This window comes from Acinetobacter sp. ANC 3781, assembly GCF_004331285.1.
Classification (GTDB): Bacteria; Pseudomonadota; Gammaproteobacteria; order Pseudomonadales; family Moraxellaceae; genus Acinetobacter.
Map to the genome: position 1 here is coordinate 88,060 of NZ_SJOH01000009.1, position 17,843 is coordinate 105,902.

At 38.7% G+C, this 17,843-nt stretch carries 15 protein-coding genes; 9 read left to right on the forward strand and 6 right to left on the reverse strand.

Annotated elements, in window-relative coordinates; translation table 11 throughout:
• The first annotated feature begins 3 nt into the window (after positions 1-3).
• The 3 genes from tal (at position 4) to E0H89_RS08375 (ending at position 3,042) form a co-directional block, all read left to right on the forward strand.
• A complete protein-coding gene (gene tal, locus E0H89_RS08365) occupies positions 4-993 on the forward strand; it encodes a transaldolase (protein WP_131216183.1) in 990 nt (329 codons plus the stop codon).
• 82 nt (positions 994-1,075) lie between these two features.
• On the forward strand, positions 1,076-1,726 hold the full coding sequence (gene leuE, locus E0H89_RS08370; protein WP_131216184.1) for a leucine efflux protein LeuE: 651 nt from the start codon (positions 1,076-1,078) through the stop codon (positions 1,724-1,726).
• 134 nt (positions 1,727-1,860) lie between these two features.
• Complete coding sequence (locus tag E0H89_RS08375; protein WP_131216185.1) at positions 1,861-3,042, forward strand: benzoate/H(+) symporter BenE family transporter; 1,182 nt, start codon at positions 1,861-1,863, stop codon at positions 3,040-3,042.
• 141 nt (positions 3,043-3,183) lie between these two features.
• On the opposite strand, the gene E0H89_RS08380 is transcribed toward E0H89_RS08375, so the two are convergent.
• Positions 3,184-3,528, reverse strand: a complete 345-nt coding sequence (locus E0H89_RS08380) for a DMT family transporter (RefSeq protein WP_131216186.1) — start codon at positions 3,526-3,528, stop codon at positions 3,184-3,186.
• An 81-nt stretch (positions 3,529-3,609) separates the two neighbouring features.
• Positions 3,610-4,617 (reverse strand): alpha/beta hydrolase, encoded by a 1,008-nt coding sequence (locus tag E0H89_RS08385; protein ID WP_131216187.1) that lies wholly within the window; start codon positions 4,615-4,617, stop codon positions 3,610-3,612.
• Between the two features lie 272 nt (positions 4,618-4,889).
• On the opposite strand from E0H89_RS08385, the gene E0H89_RS08390 reads away from it, so the two are divergent.
• Both E0H89_RS08390 and E0H89_RS08395 read left to right on the forward strand, forming a co-directional pair.
• Positions 4,890-5,333, forward strand: a complete 444-nt coding sequence (locus E0H89_RS08390; protein ID WP_131216188.1) for a universal stress protein — start codon at positions 4,890-4,892, stop codon at positions 5,331-5,333.
• A 131-nt stretch (positions 5,334-5,464) separates the two neighbouring features.
• Complete coding sequence (locus E0H89_RS08395) at positions 5,465-5,908, forward strand: universal stress protein (RefSeq protein ID WP_131216189.1); 444 nt, start codon at positions 5,465-5,467, stop codon at positions 5,906-5,908.
• A 222-nt stretch (positions 5,909-6,130) separates the two neighbouring features.
• Here the strand turns inward: E0H89_RS08395 and E0H89_RS08400 are convergent, their stop codons facing one another.
• Together E0H89_RS08400 and pepN are read right to left on the reverse strand one after the other, a co-directional pair.
• Complete coding sequence (locus E0H89_RS08400) at positions 6,131-6,343, reverse strand: hypothetical protein (protein ID WP_131216190.1); 213 nt, start codon at positions 6,341-6,343, stop codon at positions 6,131-6,133.
• Positions 6,344-6,643: 300 nt separating this feature from the next.
• Positions 6,644-9,250, reverse strand: a complete 2,607-nt coding sequence (pepN, locus tag E0H89_RS08405; protein ID WP_131216191.1) for an aminopeptidase N — start codon at positions 9,248-9,250, stop codon at positions 6,644-6,646.
• A 420-nt stretch (positions 9,251-9,670) separates the two neighbouring features.
• On the opposite strand from pepN, the gene E0H89_RS08410 reads away from it, so the two are divergent.
• From E0H89_RS08410 to E0H89_RS08425, 4 genes are all read left to right on the forward strand, one after another.
• Positions 9,671-9,934: a hypothetical protein gene (locus E0H89_RS08410; RefSeq protein WP_131216192.1), complete on the forward strand. Its 264-nt coding sequence runs from the start codon at positions 9,671-9,673 to the stop codon at positions 9,932-9,934.
• 226 nt (positions 9,935-10,160) lie between these two features.
• A complete protein-coding gene (locus E0H89_RS08415; RefSeq protein WP_131216193.1) occupies positions 10,161-11,324 on the forward strand; it encodes a hypothetical protein in 1,164 nt (387 codons plus the stop codon).
• 57 nt (positions 11,325-11,381) lie between these two features.
• Entirely contained in the window at positions 11,382-12,197 is an 816-nt protein-coding gene (gene thiM / locus E0H89_RS08420; RefSeq protein WP_131216194.1) for a hydroxyethylthiazole kinase, read from the forward strand.
• A 93-nt stretch (positions 12,198-12,290) separates the two neighbouring features.
• A complete protein-coding gene (locus tag E0H89_RS08425; RefSeq protein ID WP_131216195.1) occupies positions 12,291-13,181 on the forward strand; it encodes a LysR substrate-binding domain-containing protein in 891 nt (296 codons plus the stop codon).
• Positions 13,182-13,202: 21 nt separating this feature from the next.
• Here the strand turns inward: E0H89_RS08425 and E0H89_RS08430 are convergent, their stop codons facing one another.
• Together E0H89_RS08430 and E0H89_RS08435 are read right to left on the reverse strand one after the other, a co-directional pair.
• Complete coding sequence (locus E0H89_RS08430) at positions 13,203-14,954, reverse strand: FAD-dependent monooxygenase (RefSeq protein ID WP_131216196.1); 1,752 nt, start codon at positions 14,952-14,954, stop codon at positions 13,203-13,205.
• 897 nt (positions 14,955-15,851) lie between these two features.
• Positions 15,852-17,378, reverse strand: a complete 1,527-nt coding sequence (locus E0H89_RS08435) for a TerC family protein (protein ID WP_131216197.1) — start codon at positions 17,376-17,378, stop codon at positions 15,852-15,854.
• Between the last annotated feature and the right edge of the window lie 465 nt (positions 17,379-17,843).

Consider the following 17,843-nt stretch of genomic DNA (forward strand, 5'->3'; position numbering starts at 1 on the left):
CTAATGACTCAATCTGCCTTAAACCAATTAAAAAGCTTAACTACCCTTGTTGCCGATAGTAGTGACCTTTCCGCTATTGAAAAATTCCGTCCACTGGATGCAACCACCAATCCTTCTCTGATTACAGCGGCTGCAAATCAGCCTGAAAACAAGCAATTAATTGAAGATGCATTTGAACAAGCAAGATCTGAGGGTTATAACGGTGATCTTTTAGTTGAACGTACGATTGATATACTTACGGTCAAGTTTGGAGTTGAAATTCTTAAGCTGATTGAAGGTCGTGTCTCGACTGAGGTTGATGCGTCTTTGTCTTATGACACCGATGAAACTGTCGCTAAAGCCAAAGAACTACTTGCACTCTATAAAGCCTATGGCATTGACCAAAATCGTATCTTGATTAAAATTGCTTCGACTTGGGAAGGCATTCAGGCGGCTAAAATTTTAGAAGCCGAAGGCATTCACTGTAACCTGACTTTATTATTTGGTTTACATCAAGCCCAAGCCTGTGCAGAAGCCAATGTAACGCTGATTTCACCTTTTGTCGGTCGTATTTTAGACTGGTACAAGAAAGCTGAAAATGTAGATCATTACCCTATTGATAAAGATCCGGGTGTACTTTCAGTAAAGCAGATTTACCATTTCTACAAACAACACTGTATTAAAACTGAAATTATGGGCGCAAGCTTCCGAAGTGTTGATCAAGTTCTCGGATTAGCCGGTTGTGACCTGCTTACGGTTTCGCCCAATCTTTTGGCAGAACTTGAACAGGATCAGCGTGAAGTTGTTGCCCAGCTTTCAAACAATCATGCACAAGCCCATTGTCAGCGTATTGTTACGGCTTTAACCAAAGATACCTTCAAGCAACAACTTGAACATGACTTGATGTCTTCGCAGCTTTTACAGAGTGGAATTGACGGCTTTATTAAAGCGCGTGATCAATTAAGTACATTACTTCGCCAATCTTTTGGCTTAGATGCTGAAATACAAGCTTAAAATACGAATATTGCATCATTAAAAAGCCGATTTTGTTATAGTGAACAAGTCGGCTTTTTGATTGATTAAGAGTATATTTATTGTGTTCGGCATAACCGATCTTCCTACCTATATTATTGGTACAACCTTAATTGTGCTGTTGCCGGGACCCAATTCTTTATACGTGATGTCTATTGCTTCACGTTTTGGCATTAAAGCCGGTTATAAAAGTGCATTCGGTGTTTATACCGGTGATATTGTTTTAATTTTACTCACCGCACTTGGGGCAGCTTCATTACTGCATGCTTTCCCGTGGTTATTTATCTTACTGAAAATTATTGGTGCATTTTATCTCAGCTATTTGGGCATCAAATTGCTGATAGCAGCCTATCACACCTGGAATACCGTTCACTCACAGAAAGAAATTGCAGTCGCTGAAAAAAACATTGAGCAATTGCAGCCATTTAAAACTGCACTCACCATTAGTATTTTAAATCCTAAAGCGATTCTATTTTATTTGTCCTTCTTTGTTCAGTTTGTAGATCCTGCTTATCCATACCCTGCAATTACATTTACTGCACTTGCGGTCGTATTACAGATCATTAGTATGAGTTATTTAACTGTGCTGATATTTTCAGGTGCAAAACTCGCCATCTATTTTACTCAGCGTTATAAAGTGACCGCATCATGTGTAGCGGCTGTGGGAATTTTATTTTGCGGTTTCGGGCTTAAGCTTGCAACAACGACTTTATAAATTTCGATTGCTGTTAAATAATTAAACCTGTAACAATGCTATTTATTATTTCAATTATGCCTTTGCGCTTAAAAATGAAAGGCGTATGATTATTACGCTTTTCAACCATTAAAAATGATCATTGCAAAGGATTTATGCAAAAATTTCTTCAAGACTTTTCTATTCCTGCTGTATTTGCAGGTTTCATTACCTTTCTGATTGGTATCAGTGTTTCTGCAGTTTTAGTGATTCAAGCTGCGCAAATAATAGGTGCGACACCAGAACAGATCACCTCCTGGTTTTGGGCACTAGGCTTAGGAATTGGAATATCGGGTTTAATTTTATCGTGGAAGTTTAAATATCCTGTTGCGACCTCCTGGTCTACTGCAGGACTTGCACTCATTTTAGCAACAGGTAGTGGCTACAGCTTATATGAAGCGATTGGTGCATTTTTTATCTGCGGGCTACTCACCGCAATTTTAGGCTTTTTAGGTATCTTTCAAAAAGTTTTATCTTATATTCCGCAAAGCCTAACCAGTGCCATGCTTGCGGGGGTATTGCTCAAATTTGGCATTGCACTTTTTGCAAGCATGCAAAATGATTGGGGCTTTATTCTTTCACTTTTGGCCGTTTACATTCTATCTAAACGACTGTCACCACGTTATAGCATCGTGATTACGGTCATTGCCGGGTTAATCCTTTGTCCCCTGTTTATGCAGTTTCATACCCCAGTTTTACAATGGAGCCTCGCCAAACCTGTATGGATGATGCCTGAATTCACCTGGTCAGCTCTTTTTGGGTTAGCTCTGCCTTTATTTGTGATTAACATGGCATCTCAATATTTGCCGGGAATTGCCATGATCAAAAGCTATGGCTACCAACCGCATGTCAACCAGCTTATTGGCTGGACCGGGATCGCTCAAACACTGTTTGCGCCTTTTGGTTGCTATAGTGTCAATATTGCTGCCATTAGTGCTGCAGTCAGTTTAGATGATCAAGTGCATCCAGATCCTCAGAAACGCTATATTGCAGGAATAAGCTGTGGCTTTTTTTATATTGTGATGGGTATTTTTGCGGCAACACTGACTAGCTTACTTATGTCATTTCCACACATTTTTATTGTGGCTCTTGCGGGAATTGCTTTATTTGGCACTATCAGTCACAACATTGCCATTGCCTTTCAAGATGTTAGTGAACGAGAGGCTGCTTTAATGACCTTCTTATTCAGTGCTTCAGGAATACAGTTCTTCGGGATTGGTTCCGCGTTCTGGGGATTACTATTTGGTTTTGCAGTGTCAATCATATTGAAGTTTAGGGCACAGCCTTCATCCAAATAACTTAGGTTTTTACGACTTATATCCCTAAATTGGGATATAAGTTATTTTATCTACTGGTATTTTTCCTACAAATTTCAGTATTTAATCGCCTGATCACTTTTTAAATAAAGTCATTTTTTTAAATGAAGTCATTTTTTAAAATTAATGTCCTACTGATTTAGAAAAGACATTCATCACGATTACACCACCGACAATCATGGCTATTCCAATCACAGCAGGCCCATCCAGACTTTGCCGGAATATGAAAAAACCAATTAAAGCGGTCAAAATAATACCGACTCCTCCCCATATAGCATAAGCAATGCCTAAAGGAATAGTTTTAATCACCTGAGACAATAAATAAAATGAAACGACATAAAAGATAAAAACTAAAAGGCTTGGACCCAATTTAGTAAAACCTTCAGATTTCACCAAAAAAGTTGAGCCTGTCACTTCTGAAATAATTGCTAAGGCAAGTAAAGCATAGGCAATAAAAACAGGATTCATATCCGCCTCCTAAAAATATACTCATCAAAAGAGTAGCTCATGTATTTTAATAAAATTTTTCAAATAAAATAACAGTAAGTCTTATTTAAAAACTGAAGGACTATATTTTTGAATAAATTGAATAGTCTGTTGAAATGTCTGCTGACTGGCTTTTTTACTCATTATGAATTGATATTCATGTACTAAGAATTCTTTGGAGTTTGGATAAAATACTTCGGTAACAGGTATGTTCTGATTCATTAAAGCTTTTACAAAGGGTACAGATTGTGTGTCGGTTAAAAAGTCTTTATTCCCGCCACTAATCAATACGGGTGGATAATTCGCTGTTAAATATTGAATTGGAGATATACCTTTTAAAAATTCTGCATCATCTTTTTTATTGCCTGTATAGGCTTGAACCAGGTTAAATACGCCCCACTCGATTAATTTCAATTCATCTGGTGCAGTATTAATAAAAGCATTCATATCATAAATACCGCAATGTAAAATCAGGCCTTTAATCTGGGCACGTTTAATCAATGGCGTAATATTAGACTGCCGCGCAAAATCTGGATGACTGATTAAAGCTGCATAATGACTGACTAAATTCGCACCTGCGGAATCCCCTGCCAAATATAATTGATTGGCATTAATATGATATTCCTGCGCATGCTCGGTTATGAATTTTAAAGCCTGATTAATTTGTAGCAGCTGATTTGGATAAATCACTTGGGGGGCAAATTGATATTGCACTGAAACCACGTTATAGCCTTGATGAGCCAGAAGTTTAAAGTAACCTCGCGCGTGTTCTTTAGAACCTGAAATCCATCCACCCCCATGAATCCAAACTACGGTTGGGCGTGGCTGCAGTTGCATTACATTTTTGGGCTGATACACATCTAAAGTTAATGAGGGTTGCTGCATATACATTATATTTTTCTGCACCAAAATCTCTTGTGGTGCATATTTATCGATCATTTTTTTTTGCAAAGTAGTGGAAGCATTAAAAACACTCGCAATCACCTTGGTATTACTTTGTATATTCTGACAACCACTACTGTGTAGAGCAGCAATTAAACACAGACTTAAACCGAAAAATTTTGAATCCACAGGCTTCCCTTATTAAACTTATTTCGCCTGCAATTCGTTGGAGACGGTAATATATTTGGGCTTTTTAATATCTGTTTAAATATTTAGAAATGTTTATGCAAATGTTGAGTTTCCTGCTCAGATTTAAATGCAAAACAGAACACACTTATATCTATGATATTTAAATAATTTAATGATTTTTAAATCATTTTTCACAGACTAAATTGATCATTTAAAGACAATGTGCTATCTATAATTAATAGCTACATAATAAACTTACAGGAACAAGTCTTATGTCTTACCAAAATATTTTAGTCCCAGTTGACGGTTCCACTATCTCATTGTCTGCAGTGCAGAAAGCAGCTCAGATTGCCCAAGCTTTTGGCGGTCAATTAACATTAATCAGTTTAGTTACTGAAGACCCGTTTTCTGAAGCAGACTTTTACTATCCATCTCCCATTATGAAAGAATATTTCGTACAAGCCTATGCCAATGCTGAAAAGTCATTGAAACAAGCTCAAGCCATTGCCAGCGAAAATGGGATTACTGCCAACGTTCAGGTCGTTAAAGGCAATGTCTCTGAAGAAGGAATTATTGAAACTGCAGAAAAATTAAAAATTGATTTGATTGTTATGGGTTCACATGGCCGTAAAGGTTTTCAAAAGTTCTTGCTGGGGAGCTTTGCTCAAGACGTTTTAAAAGGAACAAAACTTCCTGTTTTAATTGTTAAAGAATAACTATTGATCAATAAACCCTGCAGTTGACGTAGGGTTTATTTGGCTATTTAAATGCGCCTCTAATTTATCATAATGATTGACGGTCACAATTAAAAAATTTCCAAATCAGCTATATTCATAAGGATAATTTCATGACTTATAAACATATTTTAGTTCCAGTAGATGAATCTCCTATTTCTTATGCAGCGGTTGAACAAGCATTATCTTTAGCCCAAGCACTTCATTGCCAAGTCACGATTACCAGTGTGATTGCTGTAGATCCATTTGTCGGTGTGGACTTTTATAAAGTCGCACCTGCGATTACAGATTACTTTATACAGGCTGAAAAAAATGCGCAGTTGCGCTTGGCTGAGATCAAGCAATCTTTTATTCGAGATAGCATTGATGTAGATACTAAAATTATTCGCGGTGTCTCGCCTGCTGAAGGAATTATTCATGTGGCTGATGAAGTCGGCGCGGATTTAATTATTATGGGTTCGCATGGTCGTACAGGATTCAAAAAATTAGTGCTGGGAAGTGTGGCGCAAGCAGTATTAACCCAATCGCCTATTCCGGTGCTGATTATAAAAGTTTAACCATAAAAAAGTCCCTAGATTTAGGGACTTTTTAGCCAAAAGTTAAAGTAAATATTGTTTTAATCATAGTCTTGCCTTATTCATTTTATAGTACGTGTTTCACTATAAAATAATAGATTCCCTTCTAATGCTCAGTAAGCCTTTATTTAGCTTTTTATTTCTAAACCTACCGAAAAAATTCTTAATCCTTTTACACCACTACTTAAATAATGGATAAAGAATTTATTTGGAAATGTGTTGATGCAAGGTTTGTAAATAAATTTCGGCCTCAATTTTGCTGTCAAAAATTTTTTGATAGGTTCCCATTGCCTGAATATTATTCGGTGTATATTCAATTACCACAACAAAATGTCCATCACTGGTACTTTTTGAAACTCGAATAGCAATAATATGTTGGGAGTTTAAATAAAAACCATCTTCAATTTTAACTAACAAAATCAATCTCCAGTCTACTTAATAGAATGATAGGCTTAATCTAATGGCAATCTGCCTAAATAATTAAAGCTCATCTTGAGATGAGCTTTAATAGCGTCATTTTACGCTATAAATGTGATTTAATCGACACTTTAAAAATAATCGTTTCATAAAGAATATGTCTGATTCCTTTATCTTTGTAATTCAGTGATTCTAAATGCCTGATCATTTATTCTGCCGTGAAACCACATTCTAAAATAAAAAGCCTTTTCTCGGCTCTAATCAAGAAAAGGCTTTTTCAGTTATTCAATAATATGAGGGTTATATACTCAACATACTATTTAAAGTTTCTACTACATTTTTCGATTTCACTTGGGGTTTTAAAGCTTCCAGTGCAGCTTTGACTTCTGTACGTTGTGGTTCTGCCAAGGTGTACCAGCGAGAAAGTACTTGTAGTAAACGTGAACCGACAATCGGGTTTTTCTCATCCAGATATTTAGCCAGATCAATATAGTGCTGAACACCAAAACTCCAAGTATTGACTGGGTTGGCATTCAAACCCCCACTCACTGAACGGATACGGTTTGGTGTACCCAAATCATAATCCGGATGAGAGGTTAAATACTTGATGGTTTCCGCAGTTGCTTTCGGATGTGCTGCTTGAACCATAAACCATTGATCTAAAGACAAGGCTTCATCCTCAAAGCGGTTATAGAAGTCTGCCAACACTTCTTGAGCCTGTGGTGCATCATTCCAAACCAAGACTTTAAGCGCACCCAAACGTTCAGACATGTTGCCTGTATGATACTGCTCATAAGCCAGATCGAAGGCAGAGACATCACCTTGACGTGCAATCATACTCAGCATGATGTTTCTGAGTGCACGAACTCCCATCGCTTGAGAGAATTCACTTTGATTATCTGGATCTAACTCCAAGTAAGTCTCTTTACAGAATCCACCCAATTCACGGGCCAAGGTGTCTAGCAAAGCATTACGCTGTTCCTGGATTTTAGCAGGACGATAATCAGCATCGATACGGCTACCCAAATAACCTTCGGTCGGTACATCAAACAAACGTGAAGCCAACAGTGGATCTTTTTGAATGACCTCAGGCAAAGTATTTTTCATGGCTTGAATATAAATATCAGATTCATGGCCTTCCAGTAAAATACGTTCCAGTAAGGTTTGAGTGGCCTGCCACTGGTTAAAACCATTGGTTTCATATTGCATCAAGAAAGCTAGCTCTTGATCTGAATAGTTGAATTCAAGATTGACCGGAGCTGAGAAATTACGTAGCAATGAAACCACAGGTTTTGCGGTTACACCACTAAACTCAATGGTTGCCTCGCTCTGATCAAATAAATACATGCCATCTTTCACGCCATTTTCAAATAGTGATTCAGATTGCAGCGTATATTGCTCACCTGTTTTTGCATCAAAAAGTGCCAAAGCCACTGGAATCGGCACAGCTTTCAGGTTTGGATATTTATGATGATCTTTTAACGATTGTTTGAAGCTTAAACGGTAGGTTTGTTTTGCAGAATCGTACTCGCCTTTGGCTTCCAGTTTAGGTGTGCCTGGTTGGTTGTACCAGATCAGGAATGCAGATAAATCTACACCAGAACCTGCAGTCAATGCTGAAACCCAATCTTCAACGGTCACAGCCTGACCGTCATGACGGCGGAAGTATTCGTCCGTGCCTTGACGGAATTTTTCTTTGCCAAGCAAAGTCGCCATCATGCGGTTAATTTCCGCACCTTTTTCGTACACAGTTGCTGTATAGAAGTTATTAATTTCGACAAAGTGGTCTGGACGTGGCGGATGCGATAACGGACCTGAATCTTCAGGGAATTGGTGAGCTTTTAATACCGCTACATCATCAATACGTTGTACTGCAGCGGACTGTAAATCTTCCGAGAAAGACTGATCACGGAATACGGTTAAGCCTTCTTTTAAGCACAATTGAAACCAGTCACGGCAAGTAATCCGGTTGCCAGTCCAGTTATGGAAGTATTCATGCGCAATCACAGACTGTACCCGCATGATTGCAGCATCAGTGGTGAATTCTTCATCTGCCAGTACACATGAAGTATTGAAAATGTTTAAACCTTTATTTTCCATTGCACCCATGTTGAATGCGCTGGTTGCCACAATCATGTAGTTGTCCAGGTCATACGGACGACCATAATGCTCTTCATCCCATTGCATAGAATGTTTAAGCGCTTCCATTGCAATGTGACATTTTGGAATATCTTTTTCGACAGCATAAATTTCAAGTGCGACGTTACGGCCTTCCGAAGTCACATAAGAATCTTTGAGTACCGCCAAATCACCAATCACGCAGGCAAACAAATAGCTGGGTTTCTTGGTTGGGTCTTGCCAAATGGTATAGTGACGACCTTCGCCCGCTTCACCCGCTTCCATCAAATTACCATTGGCTAAAAGTACCGGGAATTTTTTATCGGCTTCTACACGTGTGGTAAATACAGACAGGACATCCGGACGGTCTGGATAGAACGTGATTTTGCGGAAACCTTCAGGTTCATTTTGGGTGACGAATAAATCATCGCCAGCTTGGTACAAACCTTCAAGTTGCGTGTTACTTTCAGGATGAATCACCACAGCAGTTTCAAGAATGACTTCATTGGGTGCATTGGTAATCACCAGCTGTTCAGCATCAAGTGTATACTCCGCTTCAGTCAGTGGCTTGCCGTTTAAAGTAATAGATTTTAATTCCAGATCACGACCCAACAGTACCAAATCCCCTGCGGTCTGGCGCTTCATCACCAATGTTGCGTTGACATCGGTACGATCCGTATGAACCTGAATATCCAGATTGATTGAATCAACCAAAAAAGAGGGTTTTTGATAGTCTTTTAAATAAACAGTTTGGTCTGCTTCAACCACTGGGTTCGCCGCGATATTCATATAATGTCCTAATCCTGTCGTTCTTAAGCCAAGACTTTGTTGTTGTGAAATACTTCGATCATACGACAACTTTCACAATCTGTCTGTGCGATTGATTTGAGTTATATATGGGCACGTGGATGGTCATTTTCAATTCACGGGTTGAACATCAGGACGATTAATATTTCAGTTGCTTATTTAACAGGCACAACCAATGAAATTACCTAGCTTAAATTTAATCTCTTTCAGCAAGTTATATAAAAAATCTGGGTACCTTAATATCTGTTTCCACGAGTAAAGCAAGATTTATTTGGCTTATTCCTGCCTTAACTCAAAGTGACAGAAATTTTCAAGATGAATACATTTTGAGCACGTTTCTTGCTTGTATCTATTTGCACAAAGCGCACTATAAAATTAAGTCAAAATTAGAAGAGGTGTCCCATGTATTTAAAAGATCATATTGTCCGTGTGGAAAACATTAAGACCATGCAAACTCTCGACGCTGCTGGAATCGATCACAAGGTAATTGCGATGTTTATGAGCTGCGAAGGTATTCCGATGCAATCGCCCGATATTTGCGCAATTTTGAACAATTACGATGCATTAGGTAGCAAAAAAATTCCTTCAAAAAAGGTTCAGGCTTTAATCAATGCAAAACAATTAGGTCAGGAAGATGAAGCATTACCTTGCCCTGCTTCTTATTAATCAAAGAATTTAAATCCTTAGATATTTCTTAGGAAGGTGGAAAATTCGCTTTTCCATCTTCCCTCATATATAAATAATAAATGCTTAGGCCATTTTAATAGCATAAAGTCAACTGTATTTTTCTGCACGCATTTATTGCTCATTCAGCGCTATTCAATCACGTTACAATAAAAGAGATGTGTATAATCATTTAGATGATTAACCAGACTTGTGATTGACTCTTTCTATGCTCCTTCAAATTCTGCAAAAACAGTTAGATGAAAGTACATCATGCCCTTTGTGTCAGGCATCCATGTTCTGGATTGAAGCAGAACAATATGATCAAGCGCTTAATTTTCATGAATGTAGTCATTGCCAGCATCGAGTTTTTCAAGACGGACGCACCAACTGTCATTGTGACAAATGTCTAGTCAATCGAAAAAAAATGCTCACCGAAACGCGTCTGCAAGAGCAACGCAAAATCAAATCAAAAAATAAAGATACGGTTGAATACCGACTGGATCAGATCAGTTTTCTAAATAAATTGTTTTTACTGAGTATTTTGGACAATCAGGTTCAGGAACACACCACGCATCATGAATATATTGATTGGGAAAGTATTAAATACAATTCGATTACCCCGAATTATTTATTTCAAAACTATCTCGTCAAGCAACTGGTAAAAGAACAAATCCTGATTGCCAAGGATTTTGCCTCCGAGGCACATCATTACTATGTCAATGTGCGTTTGGATGGTTATTCTGAACCGAGTCTGTTTAGCATTACCCAGCAACTTAGAAACTGGTTTTATGAAAATTTAACCATGGGTGTGCCCTTTAAAAATGCCGATGAAGTTAAAAATGTGCTTTATTTAGTGCTGTATCAGGAAATTATTCAGTTTACGCAGTTTTATTGCCGTACTTGGGGCATTCAAATTGCCGGAAATAATAGTTTTCAAACCTTTTGCTATCGCCTGATGGATTCATTGGCTGTGGGGCAAATTTATTATCTGGTGCAAACCGCATTGGAATATTTGCATCAACAGAAAGCCCTGCAAACACGGAATGAAAACTTTATTAATACCAATTTATTAAAGAAAACCTTACAGCAATATCGTGACCGTGCCGTAACAGAAAAATGGGAAACATCCACCCTGCCTCGTCCTCACAATATTCCGTTTAGCAAGATGAGCGAAATCCTGTTTTTCCGCTTTCTGGGCTATGATGAAAGTATTTTTTTCCAGCCGATTTGGCGGATATGGAAAAAGATTGAACCACGCTTAAGCTTCTATTCACAAAAACGCTGTATGTATTGTGGTTCTAATGAGCTTACTGTCGATTATGATGCTGAAAATTATGTGACCTTATGCTGTCGCACCTGTAAGCATCAAGACCACTATTTTACCCAATAAACGGTGATCAATATGTCTAGTCTCACCAACCCTCTGTATAACTTAAGGAATAATCCTATGGATCAAACTTCAACATTGGTCGGGCATATTGTTGAAGCATGGACACAGCTGCAAAAGGAGCAGCCTTTGGTGCAATGTATTACCAATAGTGTTGCAGCGAATTATACAGCCAATGTTTTGCTGGCTGCCGGTGCGTCACCTGCCATGATTGATAATCCATTCGAAGCCGAAAGTTTTACCAGTATTTCCGCTGCACTGAGCATTAATCTGGGTACACCGACCAATGAACAAATGCAGGCCATGCAAATTTCTGCACAAACGGCGCAGCGCACTGATACACCCTGGGTACTCGATCCAGTGGGTTATGGTCCCATTTTAAAATGGCGCTCGGAGATGGTGGATGAATTACTACAAAACCATCCAACGGTTATTCGGGGTAATGCTTCAGAAATGAGTACCCTTGCAGGCAATCAGGTGCTCTCCAAAGGAGTCGATAGCACACTGGATAGCGCAGATGTGTATAGTCAGGCAAAAGCCCTGTTAGCATATGCTGAATGTATTGCCATTTCAGGTGAATCGGATTTTATTTTAAGCAAAGAACTTGATGCCGTAATTCAGGTCAATGGTGGCTCTTATTTACAGCCAAAAGTCACCGCGACTGGCTGTGCACTCGGTGCTTTAATCGCTGCTTACTGTGCGGTAACCACACCAACGATTGCCACTATTACTGCACACACGCATTTTGCGATTGCAGGAAAATTGGCCTTTGAAAGAGCGCAAACGGTTGGTCAGTTTAATGTTGCATTCATGGATTATATTCACAGTCTAAATCCAGATTTAATTCAACAATATGCGGATATCAAAATACTATAAATCTAAGCCATACTTTTATCCGTATTAATGATTCCATATGGATTTTAGTTTGGGGCTGCCTGGTAAAACCGTTTTTCAGCAGGAAAATACTCAATGGAACTTAGGCATTTACGTTACTTTGTGGCTCTGGCTGAAGAACTCAATTTTACCCGAGCTGCGCAAAAACTCTGTACCGTTCAACCTTCCCTCAGTCAGCAAATTAAAGATTTAGAGGAAGAAGTCGGTGTACAACTGATTGACCGCAGTGCACGCAAAATTGCTCTGACTTTAGAAGGTCAAGGTTTTTTAAAATATGCCTTGGAATCGATTAAATACGCGGAGCTTGCCGTCGCTCATGCCCGTCAAATCGCCAATCAAGGTCAGCAACAGCTATTTATTGGCGTATTGCATGTTGCGGAAATGACCATTATTCCTCAAATCATTCAGCGGGTTCGTGCTCAATTTCCACAAGTCGATCTTAAAATTAGAAGTTTATCCTGTAGCGAACAAGTCCAAGCGTTGAAAAATTCCGAACTGGATCTAATCTTTAGTCGCGTGTGTATGGATGATCCGGTTTATAGCAGCACCATGCTATTTAGAGAAAAATTATTATGTGTTGCTCATCAAAACTATATTGCCAAGCGTAAGATTCAAGACTTAAGGCAAATTCAAAATGACGACTTTATTGTCTGCGACCAACTGTTTTCTCCAGTTTTCTATCAGCGAATTCATGAATTCACTGAAAAAGAAAATTTAAAACTGCAATATAAATACCAAGTCACTAATGCTTTACAGCATATTAATCTTATCAATATGGGTTTGGGTTGGAGCTTTATTCCTGAATACGCACGGCAATTGCTCAACTCGAATGTACAGTCGGTTGAACTGAAACAGGACTTGCCGACTTTACCGCTATATGCCAGTTATCGAACAGATGCTGAAAATCCGGTTTTGCAATTTACCGCAAGAATCATTCAGCAATCTGTTCAAAAACAGCAAGTTTAAAAATAACTTTTAAAACCCGAATTAAGCAATTTGATACTGCATTTGTTCGAGCACATGCGTTAATTTCTGGAGGGCGACTCTGTCATCATACAATGCTTGCTGATGACGCCATGCCACATAACCATCCGGTCGAACCAGCAACATGCCTGCTTCAGCAATTTCACAGGTTTTTTGCCAAATACCGTAAACATCTTTCACTTCTTGCCCAATGGTCACCACATTTAAATAAGGCAGGTCTAATTGATCCGCTGCCTTTTTCCATGCAGTACCAGATAAACCAGTCACCAAGGTTAATTTACCATTCCCCACAATATCCAGTGTTGAAACCTTCTGGCCATTCTTGGCATTAATTAACCAGCAATGTGGGATTTTCGCTCCAGGACGTGACGTTGCCTGTAAATATAATTGCGGATCAGCGTGCCATTGTTCATCACATTCATCATCTAAAACTACGGCAGCCGACTGATAACGCTGATTCAGTTCCACCCCTTGTGCATTAAACTCAAAGTTTTTAATGTCTAAGGCATGATTTAACTGAGTACGTAATTCAGCAGCCTCTGCTGTTGGTGCATTCAATCGATCTAATAATTGGTGTGTGGTGGCTATCCCTTGATCGAAACCAAAAACATCTTTCAGGTGTTTATAATCCATCCGAGACTGGTTGGCACGTGCCACAATTTGCTGTCCCACCGGTACGCGTTCATCACTATAAGAGCTCAACAAATCCGCTTTTGCCCAATCTTTAATCACAAAAGCCAGTTTCCATGCCAAGTTAAATGCATCTTGAATGCAGGTATTTGAACCCAAACCACTGGATGGCGGATGACGATGTACGGCATCACCGCCACAGAAAACCCGTCCGACTGAATAATGTTTGGCAAACGCCTGATTTACATACCATGCCGATACATTTTGCACTTCAACATCTACATCATCTGTACCAATAAAAGTATGAATACGCTGAATGATCTGTTCTTCAGTATACTGCGGCTCACCTTGAGCAATATCGAAGCCCCAACCTGCAATCCAGTCATTCCATGGAGAAATGGCGCGCAACAAGCCCATACCAATTTCGCCAAAACCTGCGGCAGGATTGACAATCCAATGCAAAATGCTCGGACGATGTTGCACATATTTAGTTAAATCTGCTTTAAAACGTACATAGGTTGTACCCGCACGTGCCATCTGACCTTCAATCGGAAGACCGATTTTTTCAACGATTTTAGAGCGCGCGCCGTCCATACCCACTAGGTACTTGGCACGTACAGAATATTTGCGATTTTCCAATCGGTCTAAGAACCAGACCGTAACACCCTCCTCATCTTGTTCATGATCTAGATATTCGGTGTTATAAAATAGATTTGCACCACGCGCGACTGCATGTTTGACCAGTAGTGCTTCCATTTCTGGTTGCACCAAGTCGAATAAAGGTGAAGGACTACCCTTTACATAATCCCCATGACGTAAATCCCCTGTTCCCCACGCCTGGATACGGGCAATTTCCTCGCCAATCAGACTGGTGGTGATCATGCTTTCCCCCATGTGTTGCCATGGAGTCGCTCTGCTTTTGGCCTCTGCTTCTAAATCAAATTCACGCAATACTTCAACTGCACGCTGATTGGTGATGTGCGCACGTGGAGAATTTGCCAAACCATTAAACTGGGTATAAAAACGGACTGAAATCCCATAAGTGGCCAAGGCCAAAGCCGTCGTTGCTCCCGCTGGGCCGGTTCCAATCACCACAACATCCGTATCAAAAGGCTGATTTGACATCACATTTCCTTATTTAAATCACTTCAATGTACTCATCCAAATGCTTGGACTTACTTTTATTGAACTATAAGGAAAATGTCGAGATTATTATAAAACTATCAAAACTAACTATGGCGATATCAGCCTGAGCTATAGAAACTCAAAAGATGCTAATTTTTTAAGCGTGATGAGCACTTTGCCTATACTTTCTTTACAGAAAATAAAAATTGAGAAATTTAAAGTAGAAGATTCAGCCAGTCTTTAGAGAATAAAATTTAATACACTTTCCGGCTTAAAAATAAACTTAATATGATTTCCAAAATCTTTTTTAAATCCAGTTTATAAACACACGTCAAGCCTATACCATTAAAATAATCAGACACATACTGCATGAAAAAAATTAATATGTGGGGTTCAGTTATTCCTTAAGCAACGAATGTCTGCTGGAGTTGTTTGGGGTATTACTTGGATGTATAAGAATATTTACTCTTTTGTACATCACTTTTACGCTGTTGAATCATATCTAAAACGTATAAATATTCCTGAGATAGTTTCCTTTACGAGGGAAATTTGCGATCAGGGGCAAAATGCATATAAATTTTAGGCTGGATGATTTTAGCTACAAACTATAAAGGAGTTTGTCGGATTCAATAATTGCTTGAAACAGCCCTAGCAGTACTGAGTCCTCTATGGCTTTTAGGATAAGCTGACAAAATATCCGCTCGGGAGCTTAATACAAAAATTGGTTTATTTTCCAAGGATAGTATCACCTCATAATTCAAATTTTTTTAGATTTATGCAAAGATAAATTAAGATGATAAAAAAACCCAACAGCACCTGTCTGTTGGGTTATTAAAGCGGTTTAAAAGCAAACTGCAAAGAGATTGATGATCTCTTCCGAGTATCTTCAATTACCTTCTAGTGACGTACAATTGAAACAGATTTAATTCGATTATCATCCAGTTCTGTCACCTCGAAGTGTACCCCCTGATACTCCAACTGAGTACCTAAACTCACTTCTCCTTGAGTTTTATCTAGAATTAGACCAGCAAGACTGATATACCCTGCATCCTCTTCAACTAAATCCAGCATGCCCAACTCTAATTCGAGCTGATACACATCCAGCATGCCGGATGCTCTCCAAGTATGCTCATCAATTTTGACTAAATCGAGCTGTTCGTCCGCATCGGGAAATTCTCCGGCAATGGCTTCAAACACATCTAGCGGAGAAATCAAACCTTGTACATTACCAAATTCATCACTGACTAAAACCAGTGAGCCTTTAGAAGTACGTAAGGTATTAATCGCATCGATTACTTTCATTTTTTCAAAAATATAGATCGGGCGATGGCGTTTGATTAAAGCTTTAAGTTGTTCTTCATCTTCTAGTACATCTAGAAGCTCTTTGGCACGAACCACACTCAAGACCTTATCCAAGCTGCCACGACAAACCGGAAATAAGCTATGCGGTACAGCAAGCACCTGTTCACGAATTTGTTCAGGCGAATCATCAATATTTACCCAAGAAATTTGATTTCGTGGGGTCATGATTGAAGCAACAGACCTTTCTGCTAGGGTTAATACCCCGCCAATCATATAACGTTCTTCATCGGCAAAAGCTTCTTGAGCTTCAAAGTGCTGAGCACTGTCAGTGACCGTTTCCATTTTTCCGCCCATCAATTTCAAGATGGAATCTGCAGTACGGTGGCGTAATGGAATCTTTGATTCGTGCTTTGTAGTATTACGCTGAGTAAACTGATTGAAAGCTTCAATCACAATCGCAACGCCAATACCTGAGTAGATATAGCCTTTTGGAATATGGAAACCGAAACCTTCGGCAATCAAACTAATACCAATTAATAGTAAGAAGCTTAGACAAAGAATAATTACGGTCGGATGACGATTTACAAACTCAGTTAATGGTTTGGAAGCAAGTAACATTACAGCCATAGCCACAATCATCGCAACCATCATTACATAGATGTTGTCGACCATACCAATGGCGGTAATAACTGAATCTAAAGAGAATACGGCATCTAACACTACAATTTGTGCTACAACTGCTGTAAAACTTGCATAAACAACATTGGTTGTAATTTTAACTTCAGGTTTCCCTTCCATTCTTTCGTGCAATTCGCTTACTGCTTTATACAGTAGGAACAAACCACCAAATAAAAGAATAAGATCTCGACCCGAGAAAGTCCAATCAAAAACGGTAATAAGCGGTTTGGTCAAAGTGACTAACCAAGAGATGGCAAACAATAAGCCCAAGCGCATGAATAAAGCGAGGGAAAGACCCAATACACGTGCTTTATCACGTTGTTCTGGAGGAAGTTTTTCTGCCAAAATGGCAATAAAGACAAGGTTATCAATACCTAAGACAATTTCTAATACAATCAGGGTAAGTAAACCTACCCAAATTCCCGGATCTAATAAAAACTCCATTAGTTTATATCTCCGAGTCCATGACTTTGGTTAAAAATAAACGTAGATCTGCACGGCGACGGATCCATAAATATGCCCTGTTCAACAATAGATAAATTAATTATGCACAATCTACAAAATTTGTAATTAAATTTTTATATTTTTAATCATAAAAATACCAGTCTGTATAAAACACACACTCACTTTTGTGACTTATTTCATCTATTCGTCTGATTTTTTGATTTAGATCTACTGCCAGACTCAAAATTTATAACCACTCAAAATTTAAAAAATGCAAAACATGAAAATATAAGCTCTTGTTTTTATGAATTTTATTACAATATATTACTTAATATATATATTATTATGTTCAATTTATAATCTAAGCATCAGAAATTTTTTGTTAAAAAGATTCGTTTTCAAAGCTATTTTTTTCACTAAAATGACATACAGCCAAGATTTTTTTAGACTCAATAATTGATCGCT

Bases quoted from the DNA above. Each gene is read 5' to 3' on its own strand.
- E0H89_RS08415 (WP_131216193.1), top strand. From the start codon at position 10,161: ATGCTCCTTCAAATTCTGCAAAAACAGTTAGATGAAAGTACATCATGC.
- E0H89_RS08410 (WP_131216192.1), top strand. From the start codon at position 9,671: ATGTATTTAAAAGATCATATTGTCCGTGTGGAAAACATTAAGACCATG.
- E0H89_RS08395 (WP_131216189.1), top strand. From the start codon at position 5,465: ATGACTTATAAACATATTTTAGTTCCAGTAGATGAATCTCCTATTTCT.
- E0H89_RS08435 (WP_131216197.1), bottom strand. From the start codon at position 17,378: ATGGAGTTTTTATTAGATCCGGGAATTTGGGTAGGTTTACTTACCCTG.
- E0H89_RS08430 (WP_131216196.1), bottom strand. From the start codon at position 14,954: ATGTCAAATCAGCCTTTTGATACGGATGTTGTGGTGATTGGAACCGGC.
- E0H89_RS08375 (WP_131216185.1), top strand. From the start codon at position 1,861: ATGCAAAAATTTCTTCAAGACTTTTCTATTCCTGCTGTATTTGCAGGT.
- pepN (WP_131216191.1), bottom strand. From the start codon at position 9,250: ATGAATATCGCGGCGAACCCAGTGGTTGAAGCAGACCAAACTGTTTAT.
- thiM (WP_131216194.1), top strand. From the start codon at position 11,382: ATGGATCAAACTTCAACATTGGTCGGGCATATTGTTGAAGCATGGACA.
- tal (WP_131216183.1), top strand. From the start codon at position 4: ATGACTCAATCTGCCTTAAACCAATTAAAAAGCTTAACTACCCTTGTT.
- E0H89_RS08380 (WP_131216186.1), bottom strand. From the start codon at position 3,528: ATGAATCCTGTTTTTATTGCCTATGCTTTACTTGCCTTAGCAATTATT.
- E0H89_RS08390 (WP_131216188.1), top strand. From the start codon at position 4,890: ATGTCTTACCAAAATATTTTAGTCCCAGTTGACGGTTCCACTATCTCA.
- E0H89_RS08425 (WP_131216195.1), top strand. From the start codon at position 12,291: ATGGAACTTAGGCATTTACGTTACTTTGTGGCTCTGGCTGAAGAACTC.